General features: G+C 45.4%; 15 protein-coding genes and 1 pseudogene. 3 read left to right on the forward strand and 13 right to left on the reverse strand.

Annotation, left to right across the window (positions count from 1 at the left end; all coding sequences use genetic code 11):
- Positions 1-552 precede the first annotated feature (552 nt).
- Both AYY17_RS05125 and AYY17_RS05130 read left to right on the forward strand, forming a co-directional pair.
- A complete protein-coding gene (locus AYY17_RS05125) occupies positions 553-798 on the forward strand; it encodes a DUF2543 family protein (RefSeq protein ID WP_067421919.1) in 246 nt (81 codons plus the stop codon).
- A gap of 194 nt (positions 799-992) precedes the next feature.
- Entirely contained in the window at positions 993-1,328 is a 336-nt protein-coding gene (locus AYY17_RS05130; protein WP_067421921.1) for a zinc ribbon domain-containing protein YjdM, read from the forward strand.
- Between the two features lie 102 nt (positions 1,329-1,430).
- Here the strand turns inward: AYY17_RS05130 and AYY17_RS05135 are convergent, their stop codons facing one another.
- Complete coding sequence (locus AYY17_RS05135; protein ID WP_067421923.1) at positions 1,431-1,760, reverse strand: helix-turn-helix domain-containing protein; 330 nt, start codon at positions 1,758-1,760, stop codon at positions 1,431-1,433.
- A 374-nt stretch (positions 1,761-2,134) separates the two neighbouring features.
- Here AYY17_RS05135 and AYY17_RS05140 point away from each other — a divergent pair, with 374 nt between their 5' ends.
- Entirely contained in the window at positions 2,135-2,686 is a 552-nt protein-coding gene (locus tag AYY17_RS05140) for a tyrosine-type recombinase/integrase (RefSeq protein ID WP_067401144.1), read from the forward strand.
- Between the two features lie 7 nt (positions 2,687-2,693).
- On the opposite strand, the gene AYY17_RS05145 is transcribed toward AYY17_RS05140, so the two are convergent.
- The 12 genes and pseudogenes from AYY17_RS05145 to AYY17_RS05200 all read right to left on the reverse strand — a co-directional run bounded on the left by AYY17_RS05145 (position 2,694) and on the right by AYY17_RS05200 (position 14,288).
- Entirely contained in the window at positions 2,694-4,217 is a 1,524-nt protein-coding gene (locus tag AYY17_RS05145; RefSeq protein ID WP_162271099.1) for an O-antigen ligase family protein, read from the reverse strand.
- A gap of 139 nt (positions 4,218-4,356) precedes the next feature.
- Entirely contained in the window at positions 4,357-5,301 is a 945-nt protein-coding gene (locus AYY17_RS05150) for a fimbrial protein (protein WP_067421926.1), read from the reverse strand.
- Positions 5,302-5,627: 326 nt separating this feature from the next.
- The gene (locus AYY17_RS05155) at positions 5,628-6,530 is read right to left on the reverse strand and encodes a fimbrial protein (protein ID WP_156656653.1); all 903 of its coding nucleotides are present in this window, start codon (positions 6,528-6,530) and stop codon (positions 5,628-5,630) included.
- A gap of 55 nt (positions 6,531-6,585) precedes the next feature.
- Positions 6,586-7,101, reverse strand: a complete 516-nt coding sequence (locus AYY17_RS05160; RefSeq protein ID WP_156656650.1) for a fimbrial protein — start codon at positions 7,099-7,101, stop codon at positions 6,586-6,588.
- A gap of 11 nt (positions 7,102-7,112) precedes the next feature.
- Positions 7,113-7,724 carry a fimbrial protein gene (locus AYY17_RS05165; protein WP_235845282.1) on the reverse strand — a complete coding sequence of 204 codons (612 nt, stop codon included), beginning with the start codon at positions 7,722-7,724 and terminating at the stop codon, positions 7,113-7,115.
- Positions 7,725-7,757: 33 nt separating this feature from the next.
- Positions 7,758-8,282 carry a fimbrial protein gene (locus tag AYY17_RS05170; protein ID WP_067421930.1) on the reverse strand — a complete coding sequence of 175 codons (525 nt, stop codon included), beginning with the start codon at positions 8,280-8,282 and terminating at the stop codon, positions 7,758-7,760.
- A gap of 27 nt (positions 8,283-8,309) precedes the next feature.
- Positions 8,310-9,068 (reverse strand): fimbria/pilus periplasmic chaperone, encoded by a 759-nt coding sequence (locus AYY17_RS05175; protein WP_067421932.1) that lies wholly within the window; start codon positions 9,066-9,068, stop codon positions 8,310-8,312.
- Positions 9,065-11,689, reverse strand: a complete 2,625-nt coding sequence (locus tag AYY17_RS05180; RefSeq protein ID WP_067421934.1) for an outer membrane usher protein — start codon at positions 11,687-11,689, stop codon at positions 9,065-9,067. The genes AYY17_RS05175 and AYY17_RS05180 overlap by 4 nt, the downstream gene beginning before the upstream one ends.
- Complete coding sequence (locus AYY17_RS05185) at positions 11,689-12,228, reverse strand: fimbrial protein (protein WP_235845283.1); 540 nt, start codon at positions 12,226-12,228, stop codon at positions 11,689-11,691. Before AYY17_RS05185 ends, AYY17_RS05180 begins: the two co-directional genes overlap by 1 nt.
- A gap of 63 nt (positions 12,229-12,291) precedes the next feature.
- Positions 12,292-12,780: a fimbrial protein gene (locus AYY17_RS05190; protein ID WP_067422102.1), complete on the reverse strand. Its 489-nt coding sequence runs from the start codon at positions 12,778-12,780 to the stop codon at positions 12,292-12,294.
- Between the two features lie 606 nt (positions 12,781-13,386).
- Positions 13,387-13,948 (reverse strand): annotated as a pseudogene (locus AYY17_RS05195) (tyrosine-type DNA invertase).
- Complete coding sequence (locus AYY17_RS05200) at positions 13,929-14,288, reverse strand: helix-turn-helix domain-containing protein (RefSeq protein WP_067421936.1); 360 nt, start codon at positions 14,286-14,288, stop codon at positions 13,929-13,931. Before AYY17_RS05200 ends, AYY17_RS05195 begins: the two are co-directional and overlap by 20 nt.
- Positions 14,289-14,381 lie beyond the last annotated feature (93 nt).

The following is a 14,381-nucleotide window of genomic DNA, read 5'->3' on the forward strand; positions in this document are numbered from 1 at the left end:
AATAAATAAAACTGAATCATCAGATTTTAAGCTCTGTGAAATAAATCCAAAAGGCGTAAACACAGAATATCGTGTTGCAGCCGCTGCAGCATATTTATCTGATAAAAATTTAACTGTTATATTTCAATAGGTAATAATTCCTTTTACGGCTGTTCTCTTTATGCCTTATATTCCCCCCGACGATTATCCGGGACGTTCTTCCGGATAAACAGGATGAAATAAGCCTGCTGTTCAGGTTAACCCGTTTATCCGTACTGAAAACGCCCGCAGAAAACCTTCCCATAATCCACCCTGCCCCGGCGACACGGTTCAATTTTCGCACATCACTACATCTGTGCTTCAGTCGGTATCTGTGCACCGGGGTGCCTGATTACCGGATGTTTTGTGAGCAACTCAGGCTTGTCGCGAAAAAATCACTTTATTTAACAATGGCGCCGGGAGTAAGGTGCGAAAAAGCAACCGGATCAGATACAATAGCGTAATACATGCCCTGCTATCCGGGCCTGCAATGCAAACAGCTGCTAACTACAGCGTTAACCCCGGGAGGGATTTATGGAAAATATAGTCGCTGATAAATATTATGACATGGCAGATGAGTATGCACTGGAATCGGAAGTACCGGTGGAAGAGTCGGAATTCGATGCACTGGCACACTATTTTCAGTTGCTGATAACCTGCCTGATAAACAATGAAGAAATCAGTGAGGAAGCACAGAAAAAGATGGCAGCTGAGGCTGGTATCAATAAACAACGAATTGATGATATTGCTGAATTTCTAAACCGCTGGGGTAATGATTAAAACCCCTCAGCAGCCCGGTGCAATTGTTCAGATAAAACCGGATAACCACACCCTTTATCCGGTAAAAGCTGCAAAATAGTGCCGATCCCGCTATACTGGCGGCCGTACTGAAGACCGTACGGATAATTACAGGCAAATATCACATCATAACGTGATAATTTGCTGCCCCCATGATAAAAACCGGGAGTCTCATTATGTCATTACCTTCATGTCCGAAATGCAGTTCTGAATACACCTATGAAGATGGCGCAATGTATGTGTGCCCTGAATGCGCCCACGAATGGAATGATGCAGAACCCACTGCTGAAAGCGATGAACTGATTGTCAAAGATGCCAACGGTAATTTACTGGCTGACGGTGACAGCGTGACGGTTATTAAAGACCTGAAAGTCAAAGGCAGCTCTTCCATGCTGAAAATCGGCACAAAAGTGAAAGGGATCCGTTTAGTGGAAGGTGACCATAATATCGATTGTAAAATCGATGGCTTTGGTCAGATGAAACTGAAATCCGAGTTTGTGAAAAAGAACTGATTCTTCTCTCTGAAAAGATTGCTGACAAAATCCCGGCCTGTTTCTTCCCGGATGTTGCCAGCAATCCGGGGCTCCGCCACCCGGCGGAGCCGTAATATCCGTTCAGAATTTATATTTCCTGCCATCGGTCATACACTCCGCTGTGAGCATATCTGACTTCATACTGAGGTTATCGGCGCATGCAAACACCCCTGAATAATCTGCAAAAAACCAACCTACAGGTGTTTGCAAAAGCTCAGCTATCCTCACCAGCAAACCAACACTAATCTGACTGCGTCCGCGCTCATAACGGGATAACTGTTGCTGGCTGATCCCCAGACGATCGGCTACCTGCTGACCGGAATAGCCCTGTTCTTTTCGTTTCCGGGAGACCCGGTATCCTATGGATTCATTAATAGAAACATTAGTCGGATTTTCAATTATACCTGTCATTACTCTTACCATTTAAATACACTATTGAATAAAATATTATTGATACAAATGAATAATTATTATGATATCCATCATATGAATAACTCAGTAAAAAAAATATGTTAATAAATATAGAGGGCGAAAAACACATTCAGTTATTTTGTACAAACAAAATAAAACAAATAAACAATAAAAAACAAAAAACAAACGTAAAAAATTAAAAACAACAACATAAAAACATATTAAATATAAAAAACACCAATATAAAATGACAACAGATAAAAACAATAACGCCCGTTAATATTACAACAAAAATGAGTAACTCTATTTTTTTGTGATAAGGTAAAAACACGATATTTATTATATTTAAATAACAGTTAACCCCGGGGTTACTTATGCAAGAAAGAAAGCACCTGAGTGAACAGGAGGTTCATTCCCTTATATCATCATTACCTGATTCAATTAACCACCTGCGTAATCAATGTATGATAGCGGTTTGTTTCAGCCATGGACTGCGTGCCAGTGAACTGACAAGTTTGGTTCTTAGTGATATCAATATGGATGAAAAAACCATTCACATTACCCGATTAAAAAATGGATTAAGCACTAATCAGCCATTACAGGATCTTGAATATCGTTTATTGAAAAAATGGCTGAAACAACGGAAAGAATTATGTAGTCATATTTCTCCCTGGGTTTTTCTCTCCCGTAAAGGCGGACGGTTATCACGTCAGCAGATATTCCGCATTATCAGAGACAGCGGATTATCTGCGCGCCTTAATATTGCTGCACACCCTCATATGTTGCGCCATGCCTGTGGTTACGCGCTCGCAGACCGGGGAACGGATACCCGCTTAATTCAGGATTATCTCGGGCACCGTAATATTCAGCATACCGTGCTTTATACCGCCAGTAATGTTGCCCGTTTTCGCAGTATAAAACTGTAATTTATATTCACCGGACAAATTCATTTTCTTGTGGAAATAATTTTTGTGCTTGTGATAAATAATAATTTCTTTCTATCGTTCTTCCCTGATAATTCATAATCATAATAAGTGAGATATATACATTTTTATCTGTATGTATTTTCAGATATTTTTCCGCCCACAACCGGTAACAATCTAATAACTGCGGGTCACGGGTCTGATTATAATGCATCAATTTGTTCAGACTCAGGTCGAATTCAACCCGTTCATATTGTGTTATTAATATAATGTCCGGCACGGATGCCAGTACCTTAATATCCTGCATCCCCCGGCGTTCAGTATCCGTAAGGATAAGGCCCAGCCGGAAAGCGCTGCACATCCATACTATTACGATAGCCGGGATTACCATCATTATACCGGATAGTACGTTACTAACAGGACGTGATACCGATATATTTACGGAAGATATACCACTTAATTTATCGGCCTGAGCCAGTAATAACAAACACAGCGCGAAATGTAATGCCGAAAGACCAAACGGATATTCTGTTTGCGTATGTAATAATATCGGAAGTATAATAATACACAGTGCCAATGGCAGCGAATTATGCTCATGGCGATAACGATGCCACGCCGGAATAACAATTTTTATTCCGCCAATAATAATCAGCAGTAATCCACCCAAGGCAACAGCGCCGCCTTCAACTCCCCAAAACAAAAATTCATTGTGCGGATGAGTAAAGACACCTATACCTTCCGTAGATTTACCCTGTATAAGGCGAAAATGCTGAAATGCATACTCAAACCCGCCCGCACCCCAACCCGTCCATGGGCGTTGCTGTATCATTTCCCATGAACTTTTAATCGCTTCAAGACGGGCATTATTAGATGACGAATGATTAACTTCACCGATCAATGTGTAGTTTTTACACCACCAGCCGGCGGCTGTACCAAGCAATAAAAGTATGACGGAGTGACATTTCCCTCTCACTGAGCCCATCAAAATCAGCATAATCACTGTGGTGATAATTGCACTCACCCAACCAATCCGTGACTGAATAATAACCAGAACACACGGAAGAACAAACAGGGCAAACGCCGCAAAAAATCGTTTACGTTTGTTTTTCAGGTTTTCCGGTACAAGAAAGAGAAACAGTGCCAGCCCGATACCACACGCCAGGAAGGTCGCCAGCAAATTGACCTGCTGGAACACTCCATACGGACGGTTATTCTGCACCGGCCAGGCAATCCATTCTCCCGCCGGTGTCAGTTGTAACAGAATAAGTAACGCGTGTGCCATGCACGCCAGCAGCCATAAAAAAATGAGTGCGTAAACCCCGTTCCGGCTTAATTTCAACTGCACACAACTCAGATAAAACAGCAACCCGACTGCGGCCCCCGCCCAATACAATCCGCCGTTGAACAACCATTCCGGGCGGGTGTAGAGTAATGGCAGCGCCAGTATCACAATACCCGTGGCAAACCAGCGCAGCGCCGGAGTGATTATCCATGGCTGTTTTTTTCGGATTTGAGAGAGACTGACTGCAAACATCAGTCCCCCCATCATTGCCCATGAAAAACAATTCTGCGGCAGGCTCAGTCCGTATCCGCCGGAATTCGGAATAAAAAATAATGAGCCGGTTAACCAAAACAAAAAAAAAAAAAACTAAGCCGCGTGAGTAGGTCATCCGTTATTGCTCAGTAAATATCAGCACTGCATTCGCCGTAAAGTTACCGGTTTCCAGGTCACTCAATGCCATAGCAGGATCCCGCACCGCTTCAAAACCGAGTGCCAGGGTATTGATACCGGACTGATAGCTCAGCGGGAATGAATCACCGGGCTGAATCACTTTGCCTTTATACAGAACCGCCACACCCAAACCTTTGGTTGAGGTGCTGACGATATTGTCATTACTAACAGAAATCGGGGTGTATTCCAGTCTCATATTGGCGTTGTAGGTGGTATTTCCGACACAATTAATAGTGAGATCCCTGGAGACAGCTGTTGTCGTACCGGATTTTACCGCAATATCACTGCGATCCAGTCTCCCTAATTGAATATCCAGATTAGAATCGCTGTTAAAGGAGCATTTCGGAGGGTCAACAGGTAGCTTGTGAACATCGCTACAAAATATGCCTCGCCCGTCAGGGCCATATCCCAGGTTGCCTCTATACTCATAACCGGTATCTACATGACTGAGCGTAATACAGTAGCCGCCCGCTGATGGTGATCTACTATAGGCGCCGTTCGCTACAATTGACTGTTTTCTCAATGGAATGCCAGAGTCTAATTTAACAACACCACCAGATATAAGTAATGTCCCGCTTGCTTTACTGCAGGTATCCATATTTTCCGGAACAGGACACCAATACATTTTTAATTCAAACAGACCGGAAAGTGGCACATAAGCCTGATCATCTCCCTCTGTAACTGTATTCTGTCTCATCTCAACACGCTGCCCCTCACCATAATAAGCCCCTGTAGCAACTTTCCACTCACAATCAGCACCCGGACTTACCTGCCATCCCCCTTTGGCACAAGGTAATCTGGCTCCGACCCAGCCTTTTGCATAACCCGTCTGAAAAACAGCCAACAGCATAAACATTACCCATACACGTAGTATTATTATTGTCATTTCTTGCCCCTATAAATATTCCGCTACCAATGTCCCGGTTATCCGGAACGGAAATTTAGAGAGATCCGTATCCTGCACTTTTATCAGTAATACCCCCCTGTTTCGGGGGTTGTGCGGCATTATCCAATTCAAACAAGTCAAACAATTTATTTAATTCAAGCGGTTACCCGTCTTTGAAAATTCTTACCTGCTATCCGGAGATATCACTCTCAGTGGCTGATATATCTGCCGGTACAGGGCGGGGTGTCATAAATGATATCGGGTATATACCTTATCCATTCAGGATGCAGGTTCGTTGCCTGCATTCGGAATGAAAAAATCATCCGTTACTGTTCCGTGAATACCAAAACAGCATTCGCTGTAAAATCACCGGTTTTCAGGTCGCTCACTGCCATAGCAGGATCGCGCACTGCTTCAAAACCGAGTGTCAGGGTACTGATGCCGGGCTGATAACTCAGCGGGAATGAATCACCGGGCTGAATCACTTTGCCTTTATACAAAACAGCCACACCCAAACCTTTAGTTGAGGTGCTGACGACATTGTCATTACTGACAGAAATCGGGGTGTAATCCAGTTTCATATTGGCGTTATAGACTATATTTCCGGTGCAATTAATGGTGATATCTTTGGTTGCGGGGGTTGTTGTACCGGATTTTACCGCGATATCACCGCGTTCCAGTTGTCCCAGTTGAATATCCAGAATATTGCCGCCGTTAAAGGTGCATAAAGGGGGGTTAACAGGTAACGCATGAGCATCAGCACAAAATTTACCACGCCCGTCAGGGCCATATCCCATATTCCCTTTATATTCATAGCCTGTATTTACATCACTGAGAGTGATGCAGTAACCACCCTGTGATGGTGCTTTCACTGATTTATCTCCCGTAATAATCAATTGATTTCTCAATGAAATACTTGACTCTAACCTGACTATACCACCAGAAAACAGTAATGTTCCGCTTGATTTACTACAGGTATCCATATTGACCGGAAGAGAACACCAGTAAGTTTTTAATTCAAAGTTACCCGAAACCGGCACATAAGCTTTATCATCCCCCTGATTATCGGTATTTGTCCTCATAGCAATGATCTGCTCTTTACCATAATAAGCACCGACAAAATTTGTCCAGTCGCAGATGCGACCCGCCGCAAATAATCCCTGACCTCCTCCGGCACAAGGCATTTCAGCCCCCGCCCATCCTTTAGCCCGGACACTTTGCGATACCATCAGCAAAAAAAAACAGCGCCAGACCACGCGTAATTATAAATTTCATTTCATACTCCTACAGATATTCCGCCACCAGTGTGCCGGTTGCCCGGAACGAGGACTGGGTAAAATCCGTGCCCGGTACTTTTACCAGTAGCGCTTCCAGTTTTGGTGGTTGTGCGGCATTATCAATTTTAAAGAATTTATTTAACTCAAGTGGTTGCCCGTCTTTAAGAACTCTGACCTGTAATCCGGCAACATCACTTTCAATACCTGATGTATCTGTTGGCACAGGGCGGGATGTCATAAACATCATCCGTAAGGTGCTGGCAGAATTAATACCGGGACAATCTAATGTGTAATTGAGTGGCAGACTGTAGACCTCTGTCTCCAGTTTATTAATACCGACATTTTTAAAATCTGCGGTAATAGTTTGATTATTATTTACCGTACAAATGGTCATGGCTTTTAATGTTCCGGTAAAGCTGAATGATTTGTTATCACCCAATTGCCCCTGCCCTGCCTGTGATGACAATGCAGTTAATAAAATAAAGGCAGGTAATACAGACCGTATTATATTTTTCCTGTTCACTGTTTCTCCTGCTAATCAAAACTCATGGTTAATACCGCATTAGAAGAAATTGATTGTCCGTTTACCCACGTATTATCATCAGGATGTAACTGAACTAACTCTACTTCCAGTTTTGGTGAATTCTGAACATTGACAAGATCCACATTAAAATCCGTATTAATATCCTGCGGTTTTCCGTTGACTAATAAGCGTATTCCCAGGTTCGGATTCATTGAGGCTACCCCGCCAACACTCACAGGTAATAATTTATGGCTGCCGTCACTAATCTCTGCACCCTGTTTTGAATCAAAACGAAAACGAGTGCCACCTGCGGTATCACCGATACACTCCATATCAGTATCAAGAGGTCTTATATAAGTACCGGAAATATTATTCACGCCGGATACCGAGGAAAACCGAATATCCCCAAAATCAATATCCGGTGAACCATGATTTTTGAACACACACCTGCCGTTGGCAACCACTGTGCCGGAAATATTGATTTTCAACCGACTTTCATCACCGGCTTTACGCGGAACGGAAAATGCGTCCGGAATGACTGCGCCGCATAACACCCCGGCAAGCAATAAGGTGTACAGAGACTGACGAGCACTGTACCGGTTTAAAAAATACATTAAATTCATTACGATATCCTGTCTGCTGTCCGCCAGAACGGATTACGGATAGGTGATTTCAAATGTGGCTGTTGCCGACAAATCACCTGTTACAAGGGTTTTATCTTTAATTGCATCCGGCTCTGCCTGTACATATCCCTGAAAATTCAGTGTGGTCGAACCATCACTCAATGCATAGGCAGGACTGGTTTTATTCAGCGGCAGCAACTTTCCTTCCGGTGTTTCAACACCGATAGCAAGGCCCGGTAATGAGCCATTATCCGGTACTAACAACCCTGGTAACCCGATACTTTCAGTGCCGCGAAAGGTGACAAATGCCTCTTTACCGATTGTGGTATCGCAATTTTCCAGCTCAATACTGAACGGCTCAGACGGTGTTCTGTCTGCCGTATAAAAGTAATTTTTTACTATTGTGCCGAACGACAGGGAGATATTTTCACTCTGCGCAGACAGTGTGCATGGCTCAAATACCAACTGTCCTTTGATTTCAACATCCGTACTGTATGCCGCTGAACAGATCAGCAGACCGGAACACAGCACAGACGCATATTTAATCAATATCTTCATTTTTTGCTCCTGATCTGCTGTTTTTCATCAGCCCGGTTTGACCTCTTTTACCTGACAGCTATTACCCTGACAGGCAAAAACCAATTTCGGGCGACCACCGTAGTCATTGATGTAACCCAGTACCGGCGCACTTCCCAGCTCAGATGCACTGCCGCCGAGCGCTTCACTGCTTTTCGGTGCGATCATGACCGCGCTGAACCCGCTGACATCTTTTCCTTTATGCACAGAAGATGCAGATGAAATAGTGACATAGTAAGGAGTCGGATTATTCACTGTGTATTTATCATTCTGACGCGTCAGTGTGATGTTCTCCTGCCATGGCTTAGCATTCTGCTCAGCAACTAAAGAAACCGGACGATAGAACAGTTTTATCCGTGTCTGTAATGCAATTTGCAACGTGTTCGGTTTATCCGTTTTTGGCGGAATTTCCCGTAAATTGAAGTAGTACAGGCTCTCTTTGTCCTGGGTCAGCAGATTCATACCTGCCGTTGGCTGGATTTTTACCTGGCTTTTTTCACCGGCTTCCACCCTTTGGATCGGCGGCAATGCCACCAGCGGATCTTTAATTTTATTGCCCTGTGCATCTTCAATCCATGCCTGCGCAAGATACGGTAACTCTTTATTCTGGTTAGATATTTCAACAGTTTCTGCACTTTCGTTGCCGTTTAAAATAACACGGGTTCTGTCCAGTGCTATCGCCGCATGTCCCATTGGTGCCGCTAATACACCAGTCAGCATCAGCGCAAAAAGATAGCGTGACGTGAAATTGCCGGATTTGTTATTCATTGATTACTCTCTCTTGTATTCTCTGCGTCAGCAGTTGTCAGCCAGCGCGGTGTTTTTTCTATTTTTTCAGGTGATGAACTGACCGGTGTTTTCTCTGCTGATGCGGCGACAGGCACGCAGGGTAACAGCAGATTTCCGGCCGGTATCTCTTGCGGGAAACTAATTTCACATTGTGTTTCACCGCTCCACAACACCTGCATTTTTTCACCCGGATTAATACCGGAAAGCCAGACCATCCCGTCTTCACTGACCATCCCGGTCTGCGCATGATCCTTGTTCTGCACCACCGCACCAAACGGCGGAACATCACTTTCATTCAGGCTGAGCACTGCCATCGCTTTCTGCCCGGAGACAATACCGAACCGGCGGAAACCTATCGCGCCTTCCGTCAACGTACCCTGTACCACTGAACGGGTCGCTTCTGCGTTTTCACCCAGCTTATTCAGATCCACATTTACACTGCTGCGATAATAGTTACTGACATCACTGACAACGGCTTTACCGAAGTAATTTGTGGTCGTTTCTGTACCACCGCCTCTGACCGGAATATCTGCCACACCACCGGTATCCACCAGCATCCGGGTTCCGCCCATCACACCACTGCGGTGCAATGCAGCACCTTCCGGAGTGACCGTGAAACCACCACGGACAGAAAGACCGGCTGAACTGTAGCGATCACCTTCAAAACCTGCGGTAGCCGTTACTTCTGCGTTATCCCCGCGGTAATTGAGATAGCCGTTTCCGATAGTTCGGTGATCGCTGCTCATACCCGCGGTAACCCGGTAATTGCTCCGATCATTAATCCGGTCGCTGTAATCCGCCGAGTGACTATTTTGTCCTTTACTGAACTGCCCGCTGTAACCAATACTGCCGCTCTCACCCCATGGCAGAGATAATCCGACATACATCCCGTCATCGCGGCCATTCTCATGGCGGTTGCGGTAAGCCGACAGGTTCAGACTGATATTTTTCACCTGCCCGATATCAAAATAGTGAGACGTGGAAATATTCCAGTTATCACTTGCCGGGCGATCCCAATAGGTCTGATGGTTAAAATTCAGATACACATTGGTATTCAGTGAGCTAAGCGCCTGACTGAATGTCATGGTGTACATCTCTTTACCGTTACCGGCGGCTGCGGTGTTGTGGTAACGGGCTCTCAGGTATTGCGACATGGTCATAAAATCGCGCTCTGAGAAGCGGTATCCGGCAAATGTCACCTGGCTGTTGGTGGTATCAAACCGCTTGGAATAACTCAGCCGATATGAACCGCCTTTTTTGGTTTCACCCTGCGGTAAGCTTGCCCGTGATTGGGTTATATCCGCAGATAGTGCCCCCAGCATCAGCAAATCACGTCCGATACCTGCTGAAAGTGAGGTATATTTTCCGGCAAGTAATCCGCCGCCATACACTGACCAGCCGTTACTGACTCCCCAGGAAAATTCACTGCTGATAAATTCAGGTCCTTTTACCCGGTGGTCATATTCTGATGGCTTACCAAGTGCGACTTTGTAACGCACCAGGCCCGGACGGGTGAGGTAAGGCACACTCGCCGCATCCACCTGAAAAGTCTGTACTGAGCCATCCTGCTCTGTTACTTCCACATCCAGTTTTCCGGACAACGCATTGCTTAAATCACGGATCTGAAAGGGTCCTGCTGCAACAGTCGTTTCATAAATTACCCGTCCCTGCTGTTTTACAGTGACTCTGGCATTGGTTTTCGCCACCCCGGAGACTTCTGGTGCATAGCCACGTAAATTTGGCGGCAGCATCATATCGTCCGTATCCAGAGACAGACCGGTGTAGCGGAAACTGTCAAACATACCGGAGGTCAGATAGTTCTCCCCCAGTGACAGCTTTGCCCGCAGCGACGGTATCGCGCGGTAGGCATAGAAACGGTTCCAGTCCCACTGTTGATTCGTTTCATTATTGGTGCGCGCATAGCGCCCCTGCCAGTCAGCTCTCAGGCGCCAGGCACCGGCGTTGAGACCGGCGGTTCCGTTTCCGCTCAGATCCTGCCTGTTGCTTTTTCCGGCCTCACGCTGTTTTGTCAGTTGCGTATTCAGGTTGTAATCGAGGATAAACCCGGCGATCCCTTCATCCCAGCGGGACGGCGGATCCCAGTTATCTGCGGTATATTCAAGATAGGCCTGCGGCAGGCTGACACGCAGGGTACTTTTCCCGAAATCCCCGCGCAATGTCATACCCGGCAGTGATGCGGGATCAACACACTCCCCGTTATGCCACCAGGTCAGTTGTTTTTTGGCTGACGATGTTAATCCCAGCTCTTCGCTCATATCCGGTGAAATACAGGCCATACTGCCGGCAGGATCATTATCCGGTGCCAGAAAGCGGATTTGCCGCTCAGCCAGCGTACTGCTATTTACCTTCAGACCTAATGTATAAACACCGGGCATCACATAACCGGCCTGAGAAAACTGTGATAAATCAATCTGCCCGCGTTCATTGAGATCCAATACTTCCGTATTGAATTCGGTTACCTCTTCTGCCCGTACAACACCGGCAGATAACAGTGAAACCAAAATAATGACCGTCAGAGGTTTTAACCGCGTAGCCGGAGCTTTTACCCCACCACGCAAAAAATGTGCATCGGCTTTCATCACAGATAATCCAGATTAAAATGGACAGTCGTTCGGTATGCCCCTGTTTTCAGTGACGCGCGATCGGCTATCAGCCGTAACCGGTAATTAAGTGTTATATCTTTCACTTGCGGGGAATTGACTGTCATTGGTTTACCGGGCGTTATCACCGCACCATCGGCATGACTAAGCTGAATACCGACACCTTCGGCTTCTCCGGTAACAGCAAATAAGCCATCGCTATCCACCGCGCCATCAAATGTCATGCGCAGAGAGCCAACGTTACCGATTTCTGTTTTATCTTCAGAAAGGAGACAATTTTCCAGGCGGATAGCAAAAGAAAATGCTGAACTATATCCACGCTGATATAGCTCAGTTGCTGCAATCTGTGGTATCTCAATCCGTTGATATTGATCCTGCATATTGATAGTGCAGGATGAATCCATCACAAATCCCTGCAAATTCACCCGCCCTGTCTGCCGGTTACTCTCTGCAGCCGATGTTGTCAGACAGACCGCCAACAATCCAAACAGAATAATACTGAGTTTGTTCACCTTCACTTTTGCTCTCCGTACCGGAGCGCCGCACCGGAAAACCGGTACGGCGCAAACACTATTCAGCGATTACTGATAATCCATCAGGAAATCAGCCGTTGCCGTGAATCCACCCGGCGCAATTGCAGAAGAGGCATTTGCTGCACCCTGCATATAAGCTTTAAAGTTCAGTTCGTTATCACCTTCATTTAAGGTAAATACAGATGACTTAGACCCCGGAGCAATAACATTACCGCCCGCGTCCGTTACCACAACACCCAGAGCACCGGCAGCCGCGCCGCTCACTGCAAAGGCCTTATCCAGACCTTCCGCTGATTCGCCGGCGATACCTTTAAACTGGACAGTCGTTGTTGTTTTATCTGTGATATCGCAGTTATGCAGCTGAATTGCAAAATCAACCGGCGTTGATTTCCCGCCTTTATACAATGCAACTTTTGCCACGCTGCCCAGCTCAACAGTCTGCTTCAGGCTGTTTGCATCGATAGAACATGCCGCATCAATAACTTCACCGTGGAAATTAATTTTACCGCCACCCTGACTGGCAGCCTGCGCAGTCATTGCCACTACAGAAGAAACCGCCAGTGCGAGAACAATTTTTTTTCATACTCATATCAAACATTCCTAATTCACTTGTTTTAAATAAAAAGACTTACATAACAATTAAGTAAGCTATATTTTTACGCTTTATGTTCCAGATACCGATTCATCCTGATCGGTATTCCTGAATCACCGGTAAAAAGTTAATTACTCAGTTATCCGGCTTATTCAGCGCTCAATCCCTATCAGGGCAGTCTGTTTTTCAGACACAGGACGCAACCAAATAAACCAAAATGTTGCATTTTGCGTATCACACTGAAATTGAAAAAATAATCAGGCAGGAAAAATTGATTTAGCGGGATGGGAACAAAATAAAGAAGTGACGTTTTACATAAGAGAGGTTTCGGTTTGAAATGTTTAACAGAAAAGCACCAGCACGAATCGTTAAGAAATATCCGCAAAGAGCAAAAAACGAGCCATTATCGATCAATAAATGAGCAAAAAGTAGATTATGCGACAACGCGCTGATATTTTGAACTTATTTTGATCTCTGACAGATTAAAATATTGATTAAAAAAATAACGAAGAATAATATAGCTACACTTTGGTTTATTATGTTACATTAATTTAGTCCCATAATCCGCGAAATCGCCCCGAATTCGCTGCTGTGTACAAAACAGTATGCTGGATATTGCGGTGCCCCAGATAATCCTGAATCAGCCTTGTATCCGCCCCTTTATCTGCCAGAGCATATCCACAAGCATGTCGCAGCATATGCGGATGCACTGCGACAGATAACTGCGCCTGCTCACCCAGTATTTTAAATATCCGGTAAATACGGGAACGGGACAAACGCCCGCCTTTGTGGGACAAAAACAACCAGTGCTTTTCAGTTGAGGAAGGATAACGGCTACGGTAGTTCAGCCAGCGGATAAGCAGTTTTTTTTTCTGTCCCGCTCAGAGGATGTGTTGTGGAGAGTCCGTTTTTAAGCCGCTTAATATAAAGATTATCAGACGCAGTATCCATGTCAGACAGACTTAACTGACACAATTCACTGACCCGGAACCCGTGGACAAAACACATCCACAGCAGACAACTGTTGCGCTCCGGATCCGGGCCATTCTCTGCGGCAATCATCATTTTTTCTACTTCTGACTGCATCAGGTGTTTACGTTTGTCTTCCTTCATTTGTTCTCCTGTTGTACCGGGACGGGACTGATAGTCCGGACTCCGGCAGTGATTCTGCGGTATACATATCCGCCTTTGCTCTGACCGCCTCCCGGTATGAGAGCCCATCAGAACAATCAGCCATAAACCAGCCGACAGGCGTCTGCAATATTTCGGCAGCTTTAATCAGCAGACTGACATTAATCTGGCTGCGTCCCCGCTCATAGCGCGAGAACTGCTGCTGACTGATGCCCAGACACTGAGCCAATTGCTGACCGGACCATCCCTGCTCTTTACGTTTACGAAAGATCCGGTATCCGATGGATTCATTAACGGATGATTGTATATATTCTGTAGTCATATTTTTGTACCTTAATATGATGTATACCCAACGTCATTTAAGATGCAGTCAACGAACCTGCAGTCTGAATGAATAAGGCTATATGACTCTGCC

Source organism: Morganella psychrotolerans (assembly GCF_001676055.1).
Taxonomy (GTDB): Bacteria; Pseudomonadota; Gammaproteobacteria; order Enterobacterales; family Enterobacteriaceae; genus Morganella; species Morganella psychrotolerans_B.

What these genes read in the sequence shown, in the direction of transcription:
- AYY17_RS05125 (WP_067421919.1), top strand. Translation starts at nt 553, where the DNA reads ATGGAAAATATAGTCGCTGATAAATATTATGACATGGCAGATGAGTAT.
- AYY17_RS05130 (WP_067421921.1), top strand. Translation starts at nt 993, where the DNA reads ATGTCATTACCTTCATGTCCGAAATGCAGTTCTGAATACACCTATGAA.
- AYY17_RS05135 (WP_067421923.1), bottom strand. Translation starts at nt 1,760, where the DNA reads ATGACAGGTATAATTGAAAATCCGACTAATGTTTCTATTAATGAATCC.
- AYY17_RS05140 (WP_067401144.1), top strand. Translation starts at nt 2,135, where the DNA reads ATGCAAGAAAGAAAGCACCTGAGTGAACAGGAGGTTCATTCCCTTATA.
- AYY17_RS05145 (WP_162271099.1), bottom strand. Translation starts at nt 4,217, where the DNA reads ATGTTTGCAGTCAGTCTCTCTCAAATCCGAAAAAAACAGCCATGGATA.
- AYY17_RS05150 (WP_067421926.1), bottom strand. Translation starts at nt 5,301, where the DNA reads ATGACAATAATAATACTACGTGTATGGGTAATGTTTATGCTGTTGGCT.
- AYY17_RS05155 (WP_156656653.1), bottom strand. Translation starts at nt 6,530, where the DNA reads ATGGTATCGCAAAGTGTCCGGGCTAAAGGATGGGCGGGGGCTGAAATG.
- AYY17_RS05165 (WP_235845282.1), bottom strand. Translation starts at nt 7,724, where the DNA reads ATGAATTTAATGTATTTTTTAAACCGGTACAGTGCTCGTCAGTCTCTG.
- AYY17_RS05170 (WP_067421930.1), bottom strand. Translation starts at nt 8,282, where the DNA reads ATGAAGATATTGATTAAATATGCGTCTGTGCTGTGTTCCGGTCTGCTG.
- AYY17_RS05175 (WP_067421932.1), bottom strand. Translation starts at nt 9,068, where the DNA reads ATGAATAACAAATCCGGCAATTTCACGTCACGCTATCTTTTTGCGCTG.
- AYY17_RS05180 (WP_067421934.1), bottom strand. Translation starts at nt 11,689, where the DNA reads ATGAAAGCCGATGCACATTTTTTGCGTGGTGGGGTAAAAGCTCCGGCT.
- AYY17_RS05190 (WP_067422102.1), bottom strand. Translation starts at nt 12,780, where the DNA reads ATGACTGCGCAGGCTGCCAGTCAGGGTGGCGGTAAAATTAATTTCCAC.
- AYY17_RS05200 (WP_067421936.1), bottom strand. Translation starts at nt 14,288, where the DNA reads ATGACTACAGAATATATACAATCATCCGTTAATGAATCCATCGGATAC.